The organism is Devosia faecipullorum (genome assembly GCF_015158295.1).
GTDB lineage: Bacteria > Pseudomonadota > Alphaproteobacteria > Rhizobiales > Devosiaceae > Devosia > Devosia faecipullorum.
Genome location: NZ_JACDXV010000003.1, coordinates 140,036 through 157,109 on the forward strand (window position 1 = coordinate 140,036; position 17,074 = coordinate 157,109).

Annotated in this window: 14 protein-coding genes; 5 read left to right on the forward strand and 9 right to left on the reverse strand. The window is 63.8% G+C overall.

Translation table 11 applies throughout. The features are described 5' to 3' along the window. Positions 1-76: 76 nt before the first annotated feature. Positions 77-1,099, forward strand: a complete 1,023-nt coding sequence (locus tag H0482_RS10005) for an LLM class flavin-dependent oxidoreductase (RefSeq protein ID WP_193729911.1) — start codon at positions 77-79, stop codon at positions 1,097-1,099. Here H0482_RS10005 and H0482_RS10010 read toward each other — a convergent pair whose 3' ends face one another. Further along, positions 1,100-1,621: a hypothetical protein gene (locus H0482_RS10010; protein ID WP_193729912.1), complete on the reverse strand. Its 522-nt coding sequence runs from the start codon at positions 1,619-1,621 to the stop codon at positions 1,100-1,102. A 271-nt stretch (positions 1,622-1,892) separates the two neighbouring features. Here H0482_RS10010 and H0482_RS10015 point away from each other — a divergent pair, with 271 nt between their 5' ends. Further along, the gene (locus H0482_RS10015; protein ID WP_193729913.1) at positions 1,893-4,589 is read left to right on the forward strand and encodes a PBP1A family penicillin-binding protein; all 2,697 of its coding nucleotides are present in this window, start codon (positions 1,893-1,895) and stop codon (positions 4,587-4,589) included. A 75-nt stretch (positions 4,590-4,664) separates the two neighbouring features. Here the strand turns inward: H0482_RS10015 and H0482_RS10020 are convergent, their stop codons facing one another. The 4 genes from H0482_RS10020 to H0482_RS10035 all read right to left on the reverse strand — a co-directional run bounded on the left by H0482_RS10020 (position 4,665) and on the right by H0482_RS10035 (position 7,158). After that, a complete protein-coding gene (locus tag H0482_RS10020) occupies positions 4,665-5,351 on the reverse strand; it encodes a L,D-transpeptidase (protein ID WP_210319144.1) in 687 nt (228 codons plus the stop codon). A 59-nt stretch (positions 5,352-5,410) separates the two neighbouring features. Next, positions 5,411-5,749 carry a hypothetical protein gene (locus H0482_RS10025; RefSeq protein ID WP_193729914.1) on the reverse strand — a complete coding sequence of 113 codons (339 nt, stop codon included), beginning with the start codon at positions 5,747-5,749 and terminating at the stop codon, positions 5,411-5,413. A 50-nt stretch (positions 5,750-5,799) separates the two neighbouring features. Further along, positions 5,800-6,549, reverse strand: a complete 750-nt coding sequence (locus tag H0482_RS10030; protein ID WP_193729915.1) for a M48 family metallopeptidase — start codon at positions 6,547-6,549, stop codon at positions 5,800-5,802. A gap of 144 nt (positions 6,550-6,693) precedes the next feature. After that, complete coding sequence (locus H0482_RS10035; protein WP_193729916.1) at positions 6,694-7,158, reverse strand: DUF2852 domain-containing protein; 465 nt, start codon at positions 7,156-7,158, stop codon at positions 6,694-6,696. A gap of 158 nt (positions 7,159-7,316) precedes the next feature. Here H0482_RS10035 and H0482_RS10040 point away from each other — a divergent pair, with 158 nt between their 5' ends. The 3 genes from H0482_RS10040 to lepA all read left to right on the forward strand — a co-directional run bounded on the left by H0482_RS10040 (position 7,317) and on the right by lepA (position 11,212). After that, positions 7,317-8,639: an ActS/PrrB/RegB family redox-sensitive histidine kinase gene (locus H0482_RS10040; protein ID WP_230989563.1), complete on the forward strand. Its 1,323-nt coding sequence runs from the start codon at positions 7,317-7,319 to the stop codon at positions 8,637-8,639. 40 nt (positions 8,640-8,679) lie between these two features. Further along, complete coding sequence (locus tag H0482_RS10045; RefSeq protein WP_193729917.1) at positions 8,680-9,231, forward strand: ActR/PrrA/RegA family redox response regulator transcription factor; 552 nt, start codon at positions 8,680-8,682, stop codon at positions 9,229-9,231. Between the two features lie 175 nt (positions 9,232-9,406). Continuing rightward, positions 9,407-11,212: a translation elongation factor 4 gene (gene lepA, locus H0482_RS10050; protein ID WP_193729918.1), complete on the forward strand. Its 1,806-nt coding sequence runs from the start codon at positions 9,407-9,409 to the stop codon at positions 11,210-11,212. Between the two features lie 187 nt (positions 11,213-11,399). Here the strand turns inward: lepA and H0482_RS10055 are convergent, their stop codons facing one another. From H0482_RS10055 to H0482_RS10070, 4 genes are all read right to left on the reverse strand, one after another. Continuing rightward, positions 11,400-12,047, reverse strand: a complete 648-nt coding sequence (locus tag H0482_RS10055) for a L,D-transpeptidase (protein ID WP_193729919.1) — start codon at positions 12,045-12,047, stop codon at positions 11,400-11,402. Positions 12,048-12,276: 229 nt separating this feature from the next. After that, positions 12,277-14,412, reverse strand: a complete 2,136-nt coding sequence (gene pnp / locus H0482_RS10060; protein WP_193729920.1) for a polyribonucleotide nucleotidyltransferase — start codon at positions 14,410-14,412, stop codon at positions 12,277-12,279. 292 nt (positions 14,413-14,704) lie between these two features. Then, positions 14,705-14,974, reverse strand: a complete 270-nt coding sequence (gene rpsO / locus H0482_RS10065) for a 30S ribosomal protein S15 (RefSeq protein WP_193729921.1) — start codon at positions 14,972-14,974, stop codon at positions 14,705-14,707. A 143-nt stretch (positions 14,975-15,117) separates the two neighbouring features. Beyond that, entirely contained in the window at positions 15,118-16,806 is a 1,689-nt protein-coding gene (locus tag H0482_RS10070; protein WP_193729922.1) for a sensor histidine kinase, read from the reverse strand. Positions 16,807-17,074: the final 268 nt, after the last annotated feature.

Below are 17,074 nucleotides of genomic sequence, written 5' to 3' on the forward strand. Positions count from 1 at the left end.
GGCTTTGTGGACCGCATCGGAGACCATAATTAGGTTCTATCCGCATTCTGCGGCCGGAACCTGCGAGGCATAGAACATGAAAAAGATCGGCTTTCTCTCCTTCGGGCACTGGAACCCCTCGCCGCAATCGGGAACCCGGTCGGCGGGCGATGCGCTGTTGCAATCGATCGATCTGGCGGTGGCCGCCGAGGAATTGGGCGCCGATGGCGCCTATTTCCGCGTGCATCATTTTGCCCGCCAGCTGGCTTCGCCCTTCCCGCTTCTGGCCGCCGTGGGCGCGAGGACCAAAAATATCGAGATCGGCACCGCCGTCATCGATATGCGCTACGAGAACCCGCTCTATATGGCCGAGGATGCCGGCGCCGCCGATCTCATCGCCGGCGGACGGCTGCAATTGGGCATCAGCCGGGGCTCGCCCGAACAGGTGATCGATGGCTGGCGCTATTTCGGCTTCGCCCCCGAAGAGGGCCAGAATGATGCCGACATGGCCCGCAAGCATGCCGAAGTCTTCCTCGAAATCCTCAAGGGCAAGGGTTTTGCCCAGCCCAATCCGCGCCCCATGTTCCCAAATCCGCCGGGCCTGTTGCGGCTCGAGCCGCATTCTGAAGGGTTGCGCGAGCGCATCTGGTGGGGCGCGGCGACGATTGCGACGGCGGAATGGGCGGCGCGGCTGGGCATGAACCTGCAATCGTCCACGCTGGTGTTCGATGAAAGCGGCAAGCCGTTCCATGTGCAGCAGGCCGAGCAGATCCGCGCTTACAAGGCCGCCTGGAAGGCGGCGGGACATGAAGGCGCGCCGCGTGTTTCGGTCAGCCGCTCGATCTTCGCCCTGGTCAATGACCAGGACCGGATGTTCTTCGGGCAGGGCCGGCCGGAACAGGACCAGTTCGGCTATATCGAGCCGGAAGTGCGCGCCGTGTTTGGCCGCGGCTATACCGGAGCGCCGGAGCAATTGATCAAGGATCTGGCCGCCGACGAAGCCATTGCCGAAGCCGATACGCTGCTCCTGACCGTGCCCAATCAATTGGGCGTCGACTACAATGCCCATGTGATCGAAACCATCCTCACCCAGGTGGCGCCGGGCCTGGGCTGGCGCTGATCAGGGCAGGGAAAAGCCCGAACCGGCGCAATCATTGGCCCGCCAATAGCGCTCAACCGGGGTGAAGGCGCCGAAAGCAAGCTGCTCGACGCGCGCCGCGAAGGCCATGGCCCGGCATTCGTCCGGGCCGGCCACGACATGGACCATTTCATGCAGCACGGTCAGACGCCGCAAGGCCTCGGTGCCGGGCGTGGAAAAGACCGGGCAGATGGCGAGAGCGATCCTGCCGTCGCGCGGCGGCAGGCCGACAAAGGCCGCGTAGCTCTTGCAGCCCTGGTCCGCACTTTGTCCCGTCACCCAGTCCAGAACGATGCCGCCGCCCCAATAGGGGGAATGGAACCGGCCCAGAACCAAGCCGTCCCGATAGGCCCCGAGGTCGACTCCGAACGGGGAATTTCCAAGACGCGGTGCGGCCTTTTCGAAGGCGGCGATGGCGTCGCCCAGCGCCTGATCGACCACATTGCTGGCGCGGGCCTCGGCCAGCGGCAACAGCGTGAACAAGATGACGAGCAGGCGGATCATGCCCGATTCTATCGGATATCGCGGCAGGCCCCGTCAATGCACCAGCCTGTGTCGGCCCCGCAACAGCGGCGGAAAAAGCCGCAAAAGCCCACATAAACCGGCCACAATTGCCCAGCACAAGCACGGGGACGCCGCTGCTGGACGCTGTGGCCCGGGTGTGAGCACCCGCTTGACGCCGCATGTTCCGTTAACTGCTCGCTTACCATTGGTTTCCCTCAGGCGACGAACAGGATAGAAGCGGCAGGAAACACATCTTTTTCAGGTTTGCCCGATGGATTTTCGCATTTCGGCCGATGACCGCGTTGGCGCCCCCGCTGGGCGGCAGAACAAGCCGCAGGCGCGGCCCGCCGCCAAGGGCCAGCGCGTCGAGCCGACCCTGGGCAAAGCCGGCGCGGCTCCCGCATTGGGGCAATCGATGGGCTTTTCGGTCGATGGCGAGCGGCCCGGCGGCGCTGGCGGCGGCGGCGGCAAGCCGCCAAAATCCAAAGCCAAGCCACCGCGCAAAGGCAGGGCGGAACCGGCAAAACCGAAAAAGAAGCGCCGCTCCGGCGGCTTTCTCATGGGCCTGTTGTGGTGGAGCTTCGTCGCGTGCCTCTGGGGCGGTCTCGCGGTGATCGGCGTCATCGTCTATTACGGCGCGCAATTGCCCGCTTCCAATACCTGGGCCATTCCCGAGCGTCCGCCCAATATCCGTATTCTCGCCGCCGACGGCACGCTGATCTCCAATCGCGGCCAGACGGGGGGCGAAGCCGTCACCTTCCGCGAATTGCCCCAATATGTTCCCGCCGCCTTCATCGCTTCGGAAGACCGGCGCTTCATGACCCATTTCGGCGTCGATCCGGTCGGCCTTCTGGCCGTGGCGGTGGAATCGGTGCAGGCGCGCGGCATTACCCGTGGCGCGTCCACCCTCACCCAGCAGGTGGCCAAGAACCTTTTCCTCACCCCCGACCAGACGCTGGGCCGCAAGGTGCAGGAAGCCATCCTCGCCGTCTGGCTGGAGCAGAATTACACCAAGGAAGAAATCCTCGAACTCTATATGAACCGGGTGTTCTTCGGTCAGGGCGCCACGGGGATCGAAGCGGCGGCACAGACCTATTTCGGCGTTTCGGCGCGCAATCTGTCGCTGGGACAGGCCGCCATGCTGGTGGGCATCCTGCCCGCGCCTTCGGTCTATAATCCCAAGACCAATCCCGACCGCGCCCGCGAGCGGCAGCGACTCGTGCTCAATCTGATGGCGCAGGAAGGCTATATCACCCGCGAGGAGGCCGATGCGGCGCGCATCGACCCCGACCAGCAGGTGCGTACCGTGGTGGCGGGCTCCGAATCCTATGTCGCCGACTGGGTGGAAAGCCTGATGACCGCCTATATCGGGGAAATTTCCAGTGACGTGATCGTGCAGACCACCATCGACTACAAGATGCAGCGCGACGCCGAATTCATCGTCAAGGAGGCCGTTGCCAATGAGGGGCCGAAGCGCGGCTTCACCCAGGGCGCGCTGGTCTCGATGGATGTCGATGGCAAGGTGCGCGCCATGGTCGGCGGGGTGGACTACCAGGCCAGCCAGTATAATCGCGCGGTCACCGCCAAGCGCCAGCCGGGCTCGGCCTTCAAGCCCTTCGTCTATCTCGCCGCCATGGAGAAGGGCTATACGCCCGACACTTTGGCCGAGGACGCCCAATTCGACTATAATGGCTGGAGCCCGCGCAATGCGACCGGCAATTATGCCGGCACGGTGACGCTGCGGCAGGGCCTGGCCTATTCGCTCAACACCATTGCCGGGCGGCTGGCCATCGACGTCACCCCCGAAAAGGTGATCGAAGTGGCGATGCGCATGGGTATCTCCTCCAATCTCACCGCCGTGCCCTCCATTGCGCTGGGCACGCAGGAAGTGAACCTGCTCGAACTCACCAGCGCCTATGCGCCCTTCGCCAATGGCGGCTATGGCGTCATTCCCAATGTCATCACCAAGATCGCCGATGTCGAAGGCAATGTGCTCTACGAAGCCTCCGATGCCGGGCCGGGCCGGGTCATCGACCCCAATGTGCTGGCGGAGATGAACGACATGCTGGAAACGGCGGTGGAAGTGGGCACCGGCCGCGGCGCCAATCTGGGGGGCTGGCAATATGGCGGCAAGACCGGCACGTCCCAGGAATCGCGCGACGCGCTGTTTGTCGGCTATACTTCGGCCATGGTCACCGGCGTCTGGCTGGGCAATGACGACAACAAGGGCACCAAGCTGTCCGGCGGCAATGTGCCAGCCTCGATCTGGTCGCAATTCATGACCAAGTCGCATGCCGGCCGCTCGCCCCAGCCCATTCCCGGCGGCTCCTATGCCGGCCAGCTCATCGCCCAGCAGGTGATCGATCCCAATACCGGCATGCCGATGATCGATCCGGCGACCGGCCAGCCGCAGGTGCAATATGTCGATGGCGGCTCCGGCCAGCCGATGCAGACCATGACCGATCCGGCTACGGGACAGGTCTATGCCATCGACCCGGCGACGGGCCAGCCCATGCAGGGCCTTGAGCCGATCCTGGGCCAGTCGGCCAATCCGCCGATCCAGACCGGCATCGTCACCGACCCGGCGACCGGCGTGCAATATGACGCCAATACCGGCCAGATGGTCAGCAACGGCGACGCGAACTGGGGTCAGTTCGACCAGAACCAGAGCGTCACCTATGACGGTTTCGGCCAGGCCATCGACCCGGTCACCGGCTATCCCCTGCAGGGCCAGGGCAATGGTTTCGACAACAGCGCCCCCATCGATCCCGATACGGGCCTGCCGATGATGCTGATCGTCGATCCGGCCACCGGCCAGCAGGTCTGGGTGCCCAGCGCTCCGGCAACGCAGAACCAGCAGGTGATCCAGCCCGGCCAGTTCGCGCCCCCCGCCGATATGGGCCAGCAGCCGAGCTATCAGCAGCAGGGCTCGCAGCGCACCCTGATGGACCTGATCTTCGGCAACTAGCCCGGCAGAGGCCGGCCGGCCCGCGCGGCTTTACCGCAAAAAAGAGCCCCGGACTGGCCGGGGCTCCTGGGATGGTCAGATCACCACGATAGGGGCGCCGTTCGGCACCCTGTCATGCAGGTCGATAATGTCCTGGAACAAGAGCCGCACGCAGCCGCTGGACACCGCCTTGCCGATGGTGACGACATCCATAGTGCCGTGCACCCGGTATAGCGTGTCGCGATTGCCCTGGTGGATATAGAGCGCGCGCGCACCCAGGGCATTGAGCAGGCCGGGCGGCTGGCCATGGCGATAGATTTCCAGTTCCGGCTGGCGCACGATCATCTCGGCGGGCGGCGTCCAGACTGGCCATTTGCGCTTATAGGCGATGTGACCCTTGCCGCTCCATTCAAAGCCGGCGCGACCAAGCCCGACGCCGTAGCGCATGGCGCGGCCATTGGGCATGGTGAAATAGAGGAAGTAATTGGCCGTATCCACCACGACCGAGCCTTCGCGCTCGCCGGTAATATTGTCCACTTCCTGGCGCCAATAAACCGGATTGAGCATGGAAATATCGGCAGCGGGAACCGGATAGTCCTCCTCGGGCCGGGCCGCATACATGGCCAGCACATCGGGGGGTATCGTGGGGCGGAGGGGCTCTGCGGGCGCTGCGAGGCGGGTGGCGCCGGTGGTGGAGCAACCGGCAAGAGCAAGAGCACCGAAACCGGCAAGGCCGGCCAGAACGGCGCGGCGCGACGCGGTCGCGTCGAGAACAGAAGACATCAAACAATCCTTGGCCCAGAGGGCCGCAAGTCAACGAAAACGGGGGGCGAAATTTCGTTTCAGGCGGTCTTGGGCGGCCGTTGCGGCACCGGCGCGGGCCAGTCGGTCGCGGCGGCATTGCATGATGGCTTGGGCAGGATGCGTCGGGGGGCCGGCGGGATTGTGGGCAGGGTCACCGCAATGGCCTGATAGGATCCGCAGGGCATGATGATGCCCGCGCCCAGATCAATGTCGCCCCGCTGCACCTGCACGATCACCGGGATGGAGACATTGTTGCCATCCACATGGTTGAGCACCACGATGGGCATGCTGACATAGCGATGCGCATGCGCCGTCGTCGTCCCGGCAAGGGCGGCAAAGGCGAAGATCAAAGCTATGATGGCCACAAAGCGCTGCATGGCCTTCTGATAGAGGAGCGATTGCGGCAGGAACAGGGCACAGCCCGCCCCTAGCCCCCGCTGCCGGGGGCCTGCCAGGCCATTAGTGCCCGACCGTGTGCTTTTAGCCACGATCTGCCCCGCTCCATATCCGGCAGGGTACGGGTAACGGTCGCCCAGAAGGCGGGCGAATGGTTCATTTCAACCAGATGGGCCACCTCATGGGCGGCGACATAATCGAGCACGAAGGGCGGCGCCAGCACCAGCCGCCAATTATAGCTGATATTGCCGGCCGACGAGCATGAACCCCATCGGCTCGCCTGGCTGCGCAGCCGCACCTGACGGACCTCGACCGCGAGCCGCTCAGCGTGGATGGCGGTGCGAGTTTCGAGGTCGGACAGCGCTTCGGCCCGCAGCCAGTCATAGAGCCGACGCGGCTGGTGTTCGGCAGCGCCCGGGACGCGCAGGATGGCCGCGTCGGCCTCCTTCCCGATCTCGACCCGCCCCCGCACTGTCCCCGCCGCCACGATCAGGTGCGGGGCGCCCCGCAGCGGCATGGTGGCGCCGACGCGCAGCATCTGGGCCTGGGCGTTGCGCGGCAGGCGCGCCGCCAGCCAATGGCGATGCCGCTCGAGAAAGGCCTGGGCGTCGGCCCAGCGCGCCCCCTCGGGCACGGTCAGCAAGGGTCCGTTCACCGGCAGCGACAGCCGGAACGAGCGGGCTCTCTTGCTGGTCTTGACCGCCACTGAAGTCCGCACCCCGTCGAGATCGATATGGGTGACGGATGGTGGCTGGGGGCTCTGGCGCAGAAAGGAGAACATGGCGGCAGGACAATAGGAATCACTGGGGCCAGTCTATCGCCACGCCATCCTTCATGCCCATAATAATGGCGCCCCTTGCGGGGCGCCAAAATGGTCGTCGGGAATAACGACGTCAGGAAGCCGGCTCGTCCGGGCCGATGAGGCTCAGGCCTGGCCCGGATTGCCCCAATTGTCGGACGTGTTGCGGTCAGTGTCGCCATAGCCCTGGCGCGAGCCGCGACGCTCATTCATGAAGCGGTCGAATTCCTCGCGATCCTTGGCCTTGTTCAGATTGGCCATATATTCGTGGAAGGCTTCAATCTCGGCATCGAGCCGGGCGCGTTCTTCCTCGAGGCGACGAAGCTGTTCGGTGCGATATTCGTCAAAGGCGGCATTGCCCGAGGAGCCCTGGGCAGTGCGGCCGAAGCCGGCATTCCTGGTATTGTTGCGCATATAGCTGCATCCCTTGTTCCAATAGGCCTGTGCCTTCTCGGCGGAGCCGCCGAATTTCTCGCCCCACAGGATATAGCCGAGCATGGCCAGGCCCAGCGGCCAGAACAGGATAAAGCCGATAACCATGAGGGCGATGGTCAGCGGGGACCATTGTGGTTTGATGATTGCGGTGTTCATGTCATTCGATCTCCCAGTCACGATTTTTCTTAAGTGGTCCCGGCACGGACAGGATCAAGAATGTGCCTGTCGTTTTTTTGCCCTTGAAATGGACCTCGCCCTTACTATGCGGGGAAAAATCAGCTTTCCCGGCGCTGCCGATGCGCTAAAACTGCACCATGAGCGATCCAAATCCCATGCCCGCCTTGCCAGAGGCCAGCTGGCGGCCGCTGCGCCTGCAAACCCTGCTGTTGCTGCGCTGGCTGGCCGTGGCCGGCCAGATCGTGGGGGTGCTCTTTGTCTATCTCGGCCTCGGCTTTCCGTTGCCACTTTGGGAATGCCTGGGCCTGATCGCGCTCTCCGCCGCGCTCAATATCGGGCTGGTCTGGCGCTTCGGCACCAATCAGCGGCTCTCGCCCCGGATCGCGGCGCTGCAATTGACCTTCGATCTGTGCCAATTGGCCGGGCTTCTGGCGCTGACGGGCGGGTTGCAGAACCCCTTCGCGCTGCTGCTGCTGGCCCCGGTCGCGGTTTCGGCCACGACCCTGCCGCAGCGCCAGACCCTGGTCGTGGCGCTGATCGCGTGCCTGCTGGCCTCGCTGATCTCGCTGGTGCACCTGCCCCTGCCCTGGGACCCGGCGGCGCCCATCGCCTTTCATCGCGTCTATATCATCGGCACCTGGGTCTCGATCATCTGCGGCGTGGTGTTCACCGCCGCCTATACCAATCGGGTCGCCCACGATGCCCGCCAGATCGCCGATGCGCTGTCGGCCACCGAACTGGCCCTGTCGCGCCGCGAGCAATTGTCGGCGCTCGATGGCCTCGCTGCGGCGGCGGCGCATGAATTGGGCACCCCCTTGTCCACCATTGCCCTGGCCGCCAAGGAAATGCGCGCCGAAGTCGAGGCCGGCAGCCCATTGGCCGAAGATGTCGAACTTATCATCGAGCAATCCGCGCGCTGCCGGGCCATTCTCGCCAAGCTGCGCAATCTGGGCAGCGAGCCGGCCGATCTGTTCGCCGCCGCGCCGCTCACCGATATTCTCGACGAAGTGGCCGGACCCCATGAGGGGCGGGGCAAGGTCATCCTGTTCGACGCCGAGAACGCCATCGGGCCCGCGCCCATTTTTCCGCGCTCGGTGGGCCTGCTCTACGGGCTCGGCAACCTGATCGAAAACGCCACCGATTTCGCCCGGCAGAGCGTGCGGATCGAAAGCGCCTGGGACCGGAATGCCATCATCGTCTCGATCACCGATGACGGGGCGGGTTTTGCGCCCGAACTGATCGCGCGGCTGGGCGAGCCCTATCTCACCAGCCGGCCCCGCGATCCCGCCGGCGGCGATGCACACCAGCCGGGCGGGCTGGGGCTGGGCATCTTCATCGCCAAGACCCTTCTGGAGCGAACCGGGGCGAAACTGCGTTTCGACAATGCCGATCCCGCCGGGCATGCGCGGGTGACAATCAGCTGGGAACGCCGCGATCTCGACCGGCGCGGCGCCGGATGAGCTTTTGACGGATGGACCTCAAGAGATTATGGAAAAGGCCATGAACACGATCGAAGATCTCCTCGCCGCCGATCCGAGCCTGCTCCTGGTGGATGACGACGCTGCCTTTCTCGGACGCCTCGAGCGCGCCATGGCGCGGCGCGGTTTTGAGGTGCGCATTGCCGGCAGCGTCGCCGAAGGCCTCGCCGCCGTCGCCGAACGCCCTCCCGCCTATGCCGTGGTCGATCTGCGCCTCGAGGACGGCAACGGGCTCGACGTGGTCTCGGCCCTGCACCAGAAGCGCGCCGAGGCCCGTGCCATCGTGCTGACCGGCTATGGCAATATCGCCACCGCCGTGACCGCAGTCAAACTGGGGGCCATGGATTATCTCTCCAAGCCCGCCGATGCCGACGACGTGATCAATGCCCTGCTCGCCACCGGCGAGGACCGGCCCGAACCGCCGGAAAATCCGATGTCGGCCGATCGAGTGCGCTGGGAGCATATTCAGCGCGTCTATGAATTGTGCGATCGCAACGTCTCGGAAACCGCCCGGCGGCTCAATATGCACAGGCGCACCCTGCAGCGCATCCTGGCCAAGCGCGCCCCAAAATAGGCCGTTCTGCAATGCGGTTGCCCCGATGACGGCAGCCGGTTTGTCCTTATGGGAGCCAGGCGCGGCGCTTCGGGGCCCAAACGACCCCCTGGCGGATCAAAAAAGGCCGGAACCACACGCTTAAGCTTACGGAAACCATCTTTCTTGGTTCGGCCGCTTCTGCTATCAGCGCGCCATGACAACGCCGCTCAAGAATATCCGCAACTTTTCCATTGTCGCCCATATCGACCATGGCAAATCCACGCTCGCCGACCGCCTGATCCAGCTGACCGGCGGGCTCGACCTGCGCGAGATGAAGGAACAGGTTCTCGACTCGATGGATATCGAGCGCGAGCGGGGCATTACCATCAAGGCCCAGACCGTGCGCCTCACCTATCGCGCGGCGGATGGCGAGGATTATGTCCTCAATCTCATCGACACGCCCGGCCACGTCGACTTCGCCTATGAAGTCAGCCGCTCGATGGCCGCCGTGGAAGGCTCGCTGCTGGTGGTCGATGCCAGCCAGGGCGTCGAGGCGCAGACCCTGGCCAATGTCTATCACGCGCTCGACGCCAATCACGAAATCGTGCCGGTGCTCAACAAGGTCGATCTGCCCGCCGCCGATGTCGAGCGGGTCAAGACCCAGATCGAGGACGTGATCGGCATCGACGCTTCCGAAGCGGTGGAGATCTCGGCCAAGACCGGCATGGGCATCGACAAGGTGCTCGAAGCCATCGTCACCCGCCTACCGGCGCCCAAGGGCGATGTCAGCGCCCCGCTCAAGGCGCTGCTGGTCGATTCCTGGTACGATACCTATCTGGGCGTCGTGGTTCTGGTGCGCATCATTGACGGAGTGATGAAGAAGAACCAGCGCATCCGCATGATGGCCTCAGGCGCCGTTTACGAGCTGGACCGGGTCGGCGTGTTCACGCCCAAGCTCATCGAAGTGCCCGAACTGGGTCCAGGCGAATTGGGCATGTTCACCGCCTCGATCAAGGAAGTGGCCGATACCAATGTCGGCGACACCATTACCGACGACAAGAAGCCCACCGCCGAGCCCCTGCCCGACTTCCGCCCGGCCCAGCCGGTGGTGTTCTGCGGCCTGTTCCCGGTCGATGCGTCCGATTTCGACGAATTGCGCGCCGCCATGGGCAAGCTCCGGCTCAACGATGCCAGCTTTTCGTTCGAGATGGAGACCTCGGCGGCGCTCGGCTTCGGCTTCCGCTGCGGCTTTCTGGGTCTGCTGCACCTCGAAATCATTCAGGAACGGCTGAGCCGGGAATTCAATCTCGATCTCATCGCTACCGCGCCCAGCGTGGTCTATGAGGTCGAGATGACCAATGGCGAGACCATGAATCTGCACAATCCGGCCGATTTGCCGGATGTGATGAAGATCGAGGAAATCCGCGAGCCCTGGATCAAGGCCACCATCCTGACGCCCGACGAATATCTCGGCGCCATCCTCAAGCTGTGCCAGGACCGGCGCGGCATCCAGAACAACCTCTCCTATGTCGGCTCGCGCGCCATGGTCGAATATGACCTGCCGCTCAACGAAGTGGTGTTCGATTTCTACGACCGGCTGAAGTCGATTTCCAAGGGCTATGCCAGCTTCGACTACAAGCTCGACACTCACCGCACCGGCGATCTGGTCAAGCTCACCGTGCTGGTCAATGCCGAGCCCGTCGATGCCCTGGCCATGCTGGTGCATAGAAGCGTCGCAGAATCGCGCGGCCGCCAGATGTGCGAAAAGCTCAAGGAGCTGATCCCGCCGCACCTGTTCGTGATCCCGATCCAGGCCGCCATTGGCGGCAAGGTCATTGCCCGCGAAACCGTGCGCGCCATGCGCAAGGACGTGACCGCCAAATGCTATGGCGGCGACGCGACGCGCAAGCGCAAGCTGCTCGACAAGCAGAAGAAGGGCAAGGCCAAGATGCGCCAATACGGCAATGTCAACATCCCGCAGGAAGCCTTCATCAAGGCGCTGAAGATGGGCGACGACTGACCGGCATCATAGGTCGGCCTCACGCATGCGAACCGTCGCAATATCGAACCGCAAAAGTGTCACCCACTTTTGCGGTTCTTGCTTTTAGATCATTTCAGCGTTTTGTAGAAACGTTGAAATGATCTAAGTGTTTGTTTTATCGCGTTTCCGAACCGGAAAACCGGTATCCACTTTTCCTGGAAACGCTCTAGTTGATCACCGTGACCCGGGCACCGACGGGGACGCGGGCATAAAGATCGATGATGTCCTGGTTCATCAGGCGGATACAGCCCGACGACACATTGGTGCCGATCGTATAGGGCTCGGTGGTGCCATGAATACGGAACAGGGTGTCGGCGCCGTTCTTGTAGAGATAGAGCGCGCGGGGCCCCAGCGGGTTTTCTGGGCCGGGCTGCATGCCGCCGGCATAGGGGCCGTAGCGGTCCGGTTCGCGCTGGATCATCGAGCGGGTCGGGGTCCAGCGCGGCCATTGCGCCTTGCGGCCGATCGTGGCTTCGCCACGGAAGACCAACGCCTCGTCCTTGCCGACACCGATGCCGTAGCGCAGCGCGCGGTTATTCTCGAGCACCAGATAGAGATAATGGGCCGGGGTATCGACCACGATGGTGCCGGGGCGCTCGGAGGTGAAATAGGGCACTTCCTGGCGCCACCATTTGGGATCGACGCGGCGCAGATCCATGGCAGCGACCATATGGGGTTCGCCGGCCACGGGGCCATACATGCGCAGGTAATAGGGATCGATGACCGGCTCCTGCACCACGGGTTGCCGCGTGGTGGAACAGGCCGATAGGGCGGTGGCGGAAATGCCGAGCAGGAACAGGCGGCGGGAAATCAACGGAGGAACCTCGGGGGCAGGCAGGACGGAATTGCGGAGCCGAAACGGCGTGCATATGCGCAGAGCAATACGCTTGTTATCCTTAACGTGGCGCGAATGGGGCAGTTCCCTCGCCACAATGTGATGACCCGCTCCCCTGTTGCCGGAACGCCACAAATACCGCTCCGCCCAGCAAAAAAGGGCCGGTCGAGGACCGGCCCTTTTTCATGAATGTGTCGGAAATCGCGCCTTATTCGGCCGATTCTTCCTTGACGATTTCCTTGCCGCTCTCCTGGTCGACGACCTTCATGGAGAGGCGGACCTTGCCGCGCTCGTCGAAGCCGAGAAGCTTGACCCAGACCTTGTCGCCTTCCTTGACCACGTCGGTGGTCTTGGCAACGCGCTGGTCGGCCAGCTGGGAGATGTGCACGAGGCCATCCTTGGCGCCGAAGAAGTTCACGAAGGCGCCGAAATCGGCGGTCTTGACGACGGTGCCCTGATAGACGGCGCCCACTTCGGCTTCGTCGGTGATCGACTTGATCCACTTGATGGCGGCATCGATCTGGCTGCCGTCCGAAGAGGAAACCTTCACCGTGCCGTCGTCTTCGATATTGATCTTGGCGCCGGTCTTTTCGACGATCTCGCGGATCACCTTGCCGCCGGTGCCGATCACTTCGCGGATCTTGTCGGTCGGGATCTTGAGCGTTTCGATGCGGGGAGCGAATTCGCCCACTTCGCCACGCGAGGCCGAAAGGGCCTTGGCCATTTCGCCCAGAATGTGGACGCGGCCGTCCTTGGCCTGGGCCAGGGCGATCTTCATGATCTCTTCGGTGATACCAGCGATCTTGATGTCCATCTGCAGCGAGGTGACGCCGTCTTCGGTGCCCGCGACCTTGAAGTCCATGTCGCCCAGGTGATCTTCGTCGCCGAGAATGTCGGAGAGAACGGCGAATTTCTGGCCTTCCAGGATCAGGCCCATGGCAATGCCGGCCACCGGCTTCTTCATCGGCACGCCGGCATCCATCAATGCCAGCGAGGTGCCGCAGACGGTCGCCATCGAGGACGAACCGTTGGATTCGGTGATCTCGGAGACGATGCGGATCGTATAGGGGAATTCCTCGATCGAGGGGCGGATCGGGTTGATGGCGCGCCAGGCGAGCTTGCCATGACCGATTTCGCGGCGGCCGGGCGAACCCATGCGGCCAGCTTCACCCACCGAATAGGGGGGGAAGTTATAATGCAGGAGGAAGTTCTCCTTGCGGGTGCCTTCGAGCGAGTCGATATATTGCTCGTCTTCGCCGGTGCCCAGGGTGGCCACGACCAAAGCCTGGGTTTCGCCACGGGTGAAGACGGCCGAACCATGGGTGCGCGGCAGGACGCCGACTTCGGCCAGGATCGGCCGCACGGTCTTCAGATCACGACCATCGATACGGCTGCCGGTGTCCAGAATGTTCCAGCGCACGATCTTGGCCTGGAGATTGTGGACGACTTCGCCCAGTGCTTCCTTGGTGATCTCGCCGGCTTCGATCTTGGCGGCGAATGCCTCCTTGACCTTGGCATTGGCGGCGTCAACGGCGGCGTAGCGCGAGGCCTTTTCGGTGATCTGGTAGGCGGCGCGCAGATCGGCTTCGGCAATCGCCAGAACTTCGGCTTCGAGGGCCGAGAAATCGGGCGGGGTGAAGTCGCGCGGTTCCTTGGCGGCCAGTTCGGCCAGCTGGATGATCGCCTCAATCACCTGGGCAGAAGCCTTGTGGCCGAACATGACGGCGCCGAGCATGACGTCCTCGGAAAGCTCCTGGGCTTCCGATTCCACCATCAGCACGGCGTCCTGAGTGCCGGCCATGACCAGGTCGAGCTTGCTGTCGGAACGGCGGTCAACCGGCAGGTTGAGCACATATTCGCCGTCCACATAGCCGACGCGGGCGGCGCCGATCGGGCCCATGAAGGGCACGCCGGAAATGGTCAGCGCGGCAGAGGCGGCGACCATGGCCAAAACGTCGGGATTGTTTTCCATATCGTGCTGGAGAACGGTGATGACCACCTGGGTCTCGTTCTTGTAGCCATCGGGGAAAAGCGGGCGGATCGGGCGGTCGATGAGGCGCGAAACCAGGGTTTCGTTCTCGCTGGGACGGCCTTCGCGCTTGAAATAGCCGCCCGGAATCTTGCCGGCAGCGAAGTATTTTTCCTGGTAATTGACGGTCAGCGGGAAGAAGTCCTGGCCCGGCTTGGCCGACTTGGCGCTGACGACGGTGGCCAGCAGCACGGTCTCGCCCAGGGTGGCGAGCACGGCGCCATCGGCCTGGCGGGCGATCTTGCCGGTTTCGAGCGTCAGCGGCTGGCCGCCCCAATTGAGCTCGACCTTATGGTGATCAAACTTGATCGACATGAATTTCGTCTTTCCATTCTGCCGGATGCGCGGGAACGCGAGGCTTAGGCGAATGCCCCACGAACGTCTCCGGTGTGCCCGCACTGGCCCGCGCACCCCATGTGCGCACCAGCTCAAAATCAGGCACGTGTTGCTGTCTGGCAGGGACAGAACATGGGCAAGACAATGAGACTCTCCAGCACGAGGAGAGCCCGATAATCCTGCCATGCTCCGGCACTGCCGGCCTAAAGCGTTCCTGCCATGAGGAACGGCCGGCGCGGAAGCCAGGCTCCCGCGCCGGAAACGTCTTCGCCTAGCGGCGCAGGCCGAGCTTTTCGATCAGCGTCTTGTAGCGGGCATCGTCCACCTTCTTGAGGTAGTCGAGCAGGCTGCGACGGGTCGAAACCAGCTTGAGCAGACCACGACGGGAATGGTTATCCTTGCCGTGACCCTTGAAGTGCTCGGTGAGATTGGCAATACGCTCGGAGAGGATGGCAACCTGGACTTCCGGCGAGCCGGTATCGTTGGCCGAAGTTGCATATTCCTTGATGAGGGCAGTCTTGCGCTCTGCAGTAATCGACATCGGGCATATCCTTTCGAAAATGAGGATGTTGGCCGCCCCAGCCGGGATGTCGTCCAGGTGGGGCCGTTCTCGCCGGCGGCATAAGGAAAGTCCCGCTGCGCCGGCTGGCGCTCTATAGGGCAAAGTGGACGGAAAAGCCAGACCTATCGGTTTTCGGCCTCCTCGTCGGGCCGGGGGGCGGCAAAGGCCGGATCGAGCGCCGAAAGCGGCACCTCGAAGATCCATTCCACACCGTCTTCATGGGCGATGCGCTCGACCTGCGCGCCCAGCGCGCCGCCCACCATGGTGCGCAGCACGATGGTGCCGAAGCCGGAATGGTCGCTGTCCACCAGCTTGCCGCTCAGGATTTCGCGCCAGCAGATGCGCAGATTGTCCTGGTCGAGCGTCCAGGTCAGCGCCAGCCGCCCTTCGGGATCGGCAAAGGCGCCGAAGCGGGTGGCATTGGTGGCCAGCTCATGCAGGGCCATGCCGAGGATCTGCGCGCCCTGCGGATTGATGCGCAGGGGTGGACCCGCAATGGTGTCCCGCGCGTCGCAGGGGCGGAAGGGCACCAATTGCTCGGCAATCAGATCGCTGAGCATGACGCCGGCGCGGCCATGGGCCAAGAGCAGGTCGGTCGAGCGCGCCAATCCCATGATGCGGCGCTCCAGCGCCTGCACATAGGTGGGCAGGTCATTGGCGCCGCGCGCCGTCTGCTTGGCCATGGCGGCGATCACCGCCATCTGGTTCTTGGAGCGATGCGCCAGCTCGCGCATAAGGAAGCGGATATCGCGTTCGGCGATCTGCCTTTGCTCGGAGGCGTCGGCCAGGGCCTTGGAGACCTCGGCGATCTCGGTGACGGGGTAGGAGCGGGGATAGACCGCCTCGCCGCGTCCCATGCGCGCAGCGTCGAGGCGCAGCCCCTTGACCGACTGGCCGATGCGCCGGGCGATGAGAAAGGCGACCGCCGCGGCCGCAACGGCGATGGTCAGGCCCCAGGCCGCCAATTGCAGCAGCGTTTCCTCCAGCGGGCGCCGCACCTGGTCTGTCGGCGCCCAGGCGACGATGCGCCAGCCGGTCAGGCTCGACCGCCATTCGGCGGTGACCACGTCCTCCCCGTCCAGACGCTCTTCCACCCATTCGCCGCCCGCATCGACAGCCCCGCGACGCAGCGGCAGCAGGGAGGCGATTTCAAGCCCGGCATCGGCAGTGGCAGCAATGATGGTATTGTCGGCGTCGATCAGGGCGGCATTCCAGCCAGCGGGCAATTGGCGCGATTGCAGGGCGGGCACCAGATTGCGGGCATTTTGGGTCAAGGCTATGGCCACGACCGGTTCGGCGCCTGATATTGGCAGCCATACATTGAAGGCGGGACTCTGCGCCGTCTGCCCGAAAAACAGGCCGGAAATGGTGACGAGGCCACGCTCCTTGGCTAGCCTGGCCGTTTCGGGGTCGGACGTGAGGCCCAGGCTCGTGCCGTAATCGACCCTGGTATTGAGCAATTGGTCCATCTCACCATCCACGGCCAACAGATAGGCGCCACTTCCGGCCAGTGCCTGGACGGCGCGACCGTGAAATTCAGCCAGGTTGCCGCTGCGCAGGAAACCCGAAGTGGACAGGACGCGCAATGTCGTCGCCATGCCGGCGATCTCGCGGTCGATCGAATGGCCCATGGCCTGCACCGTGGCATTGGTGAGGGCGTGCAACACCTCCTGCTGGGCGTCGTCAGTCCGGTTGAGGAGCACCAGCGTCACCGCGAAGGCGGGCACCAGGATCGCCAGCACCAGCGCAATGAGATAAAATGCCACCGGTCGCGAGCGCGGGCTCGCGTGGCTCACGCCCAGCTGCCGCATCGTGTCCTCCGCCATGCCCTGAATCCCTTCACATTCCGGCCTTGCGACCAATCAGAACCTGGCACTGGCGCTGGTCGCGGGAAACTTTCGTTCACCGGCTCGTCAATGTCACCCCATTTTTTGTCGAAATCGGCCATTCTGGCCCGCCATGGCCGGCCTCGGTGCTCCTGCGCGGCGGCCCGGCGCTGAATCAGCCTGGCCTGTCTCGTCCGTCAATCAAATTCGTCAGTCGTGTTCAGCAGTCGGGCAAATCCGGCCCATATTCTTA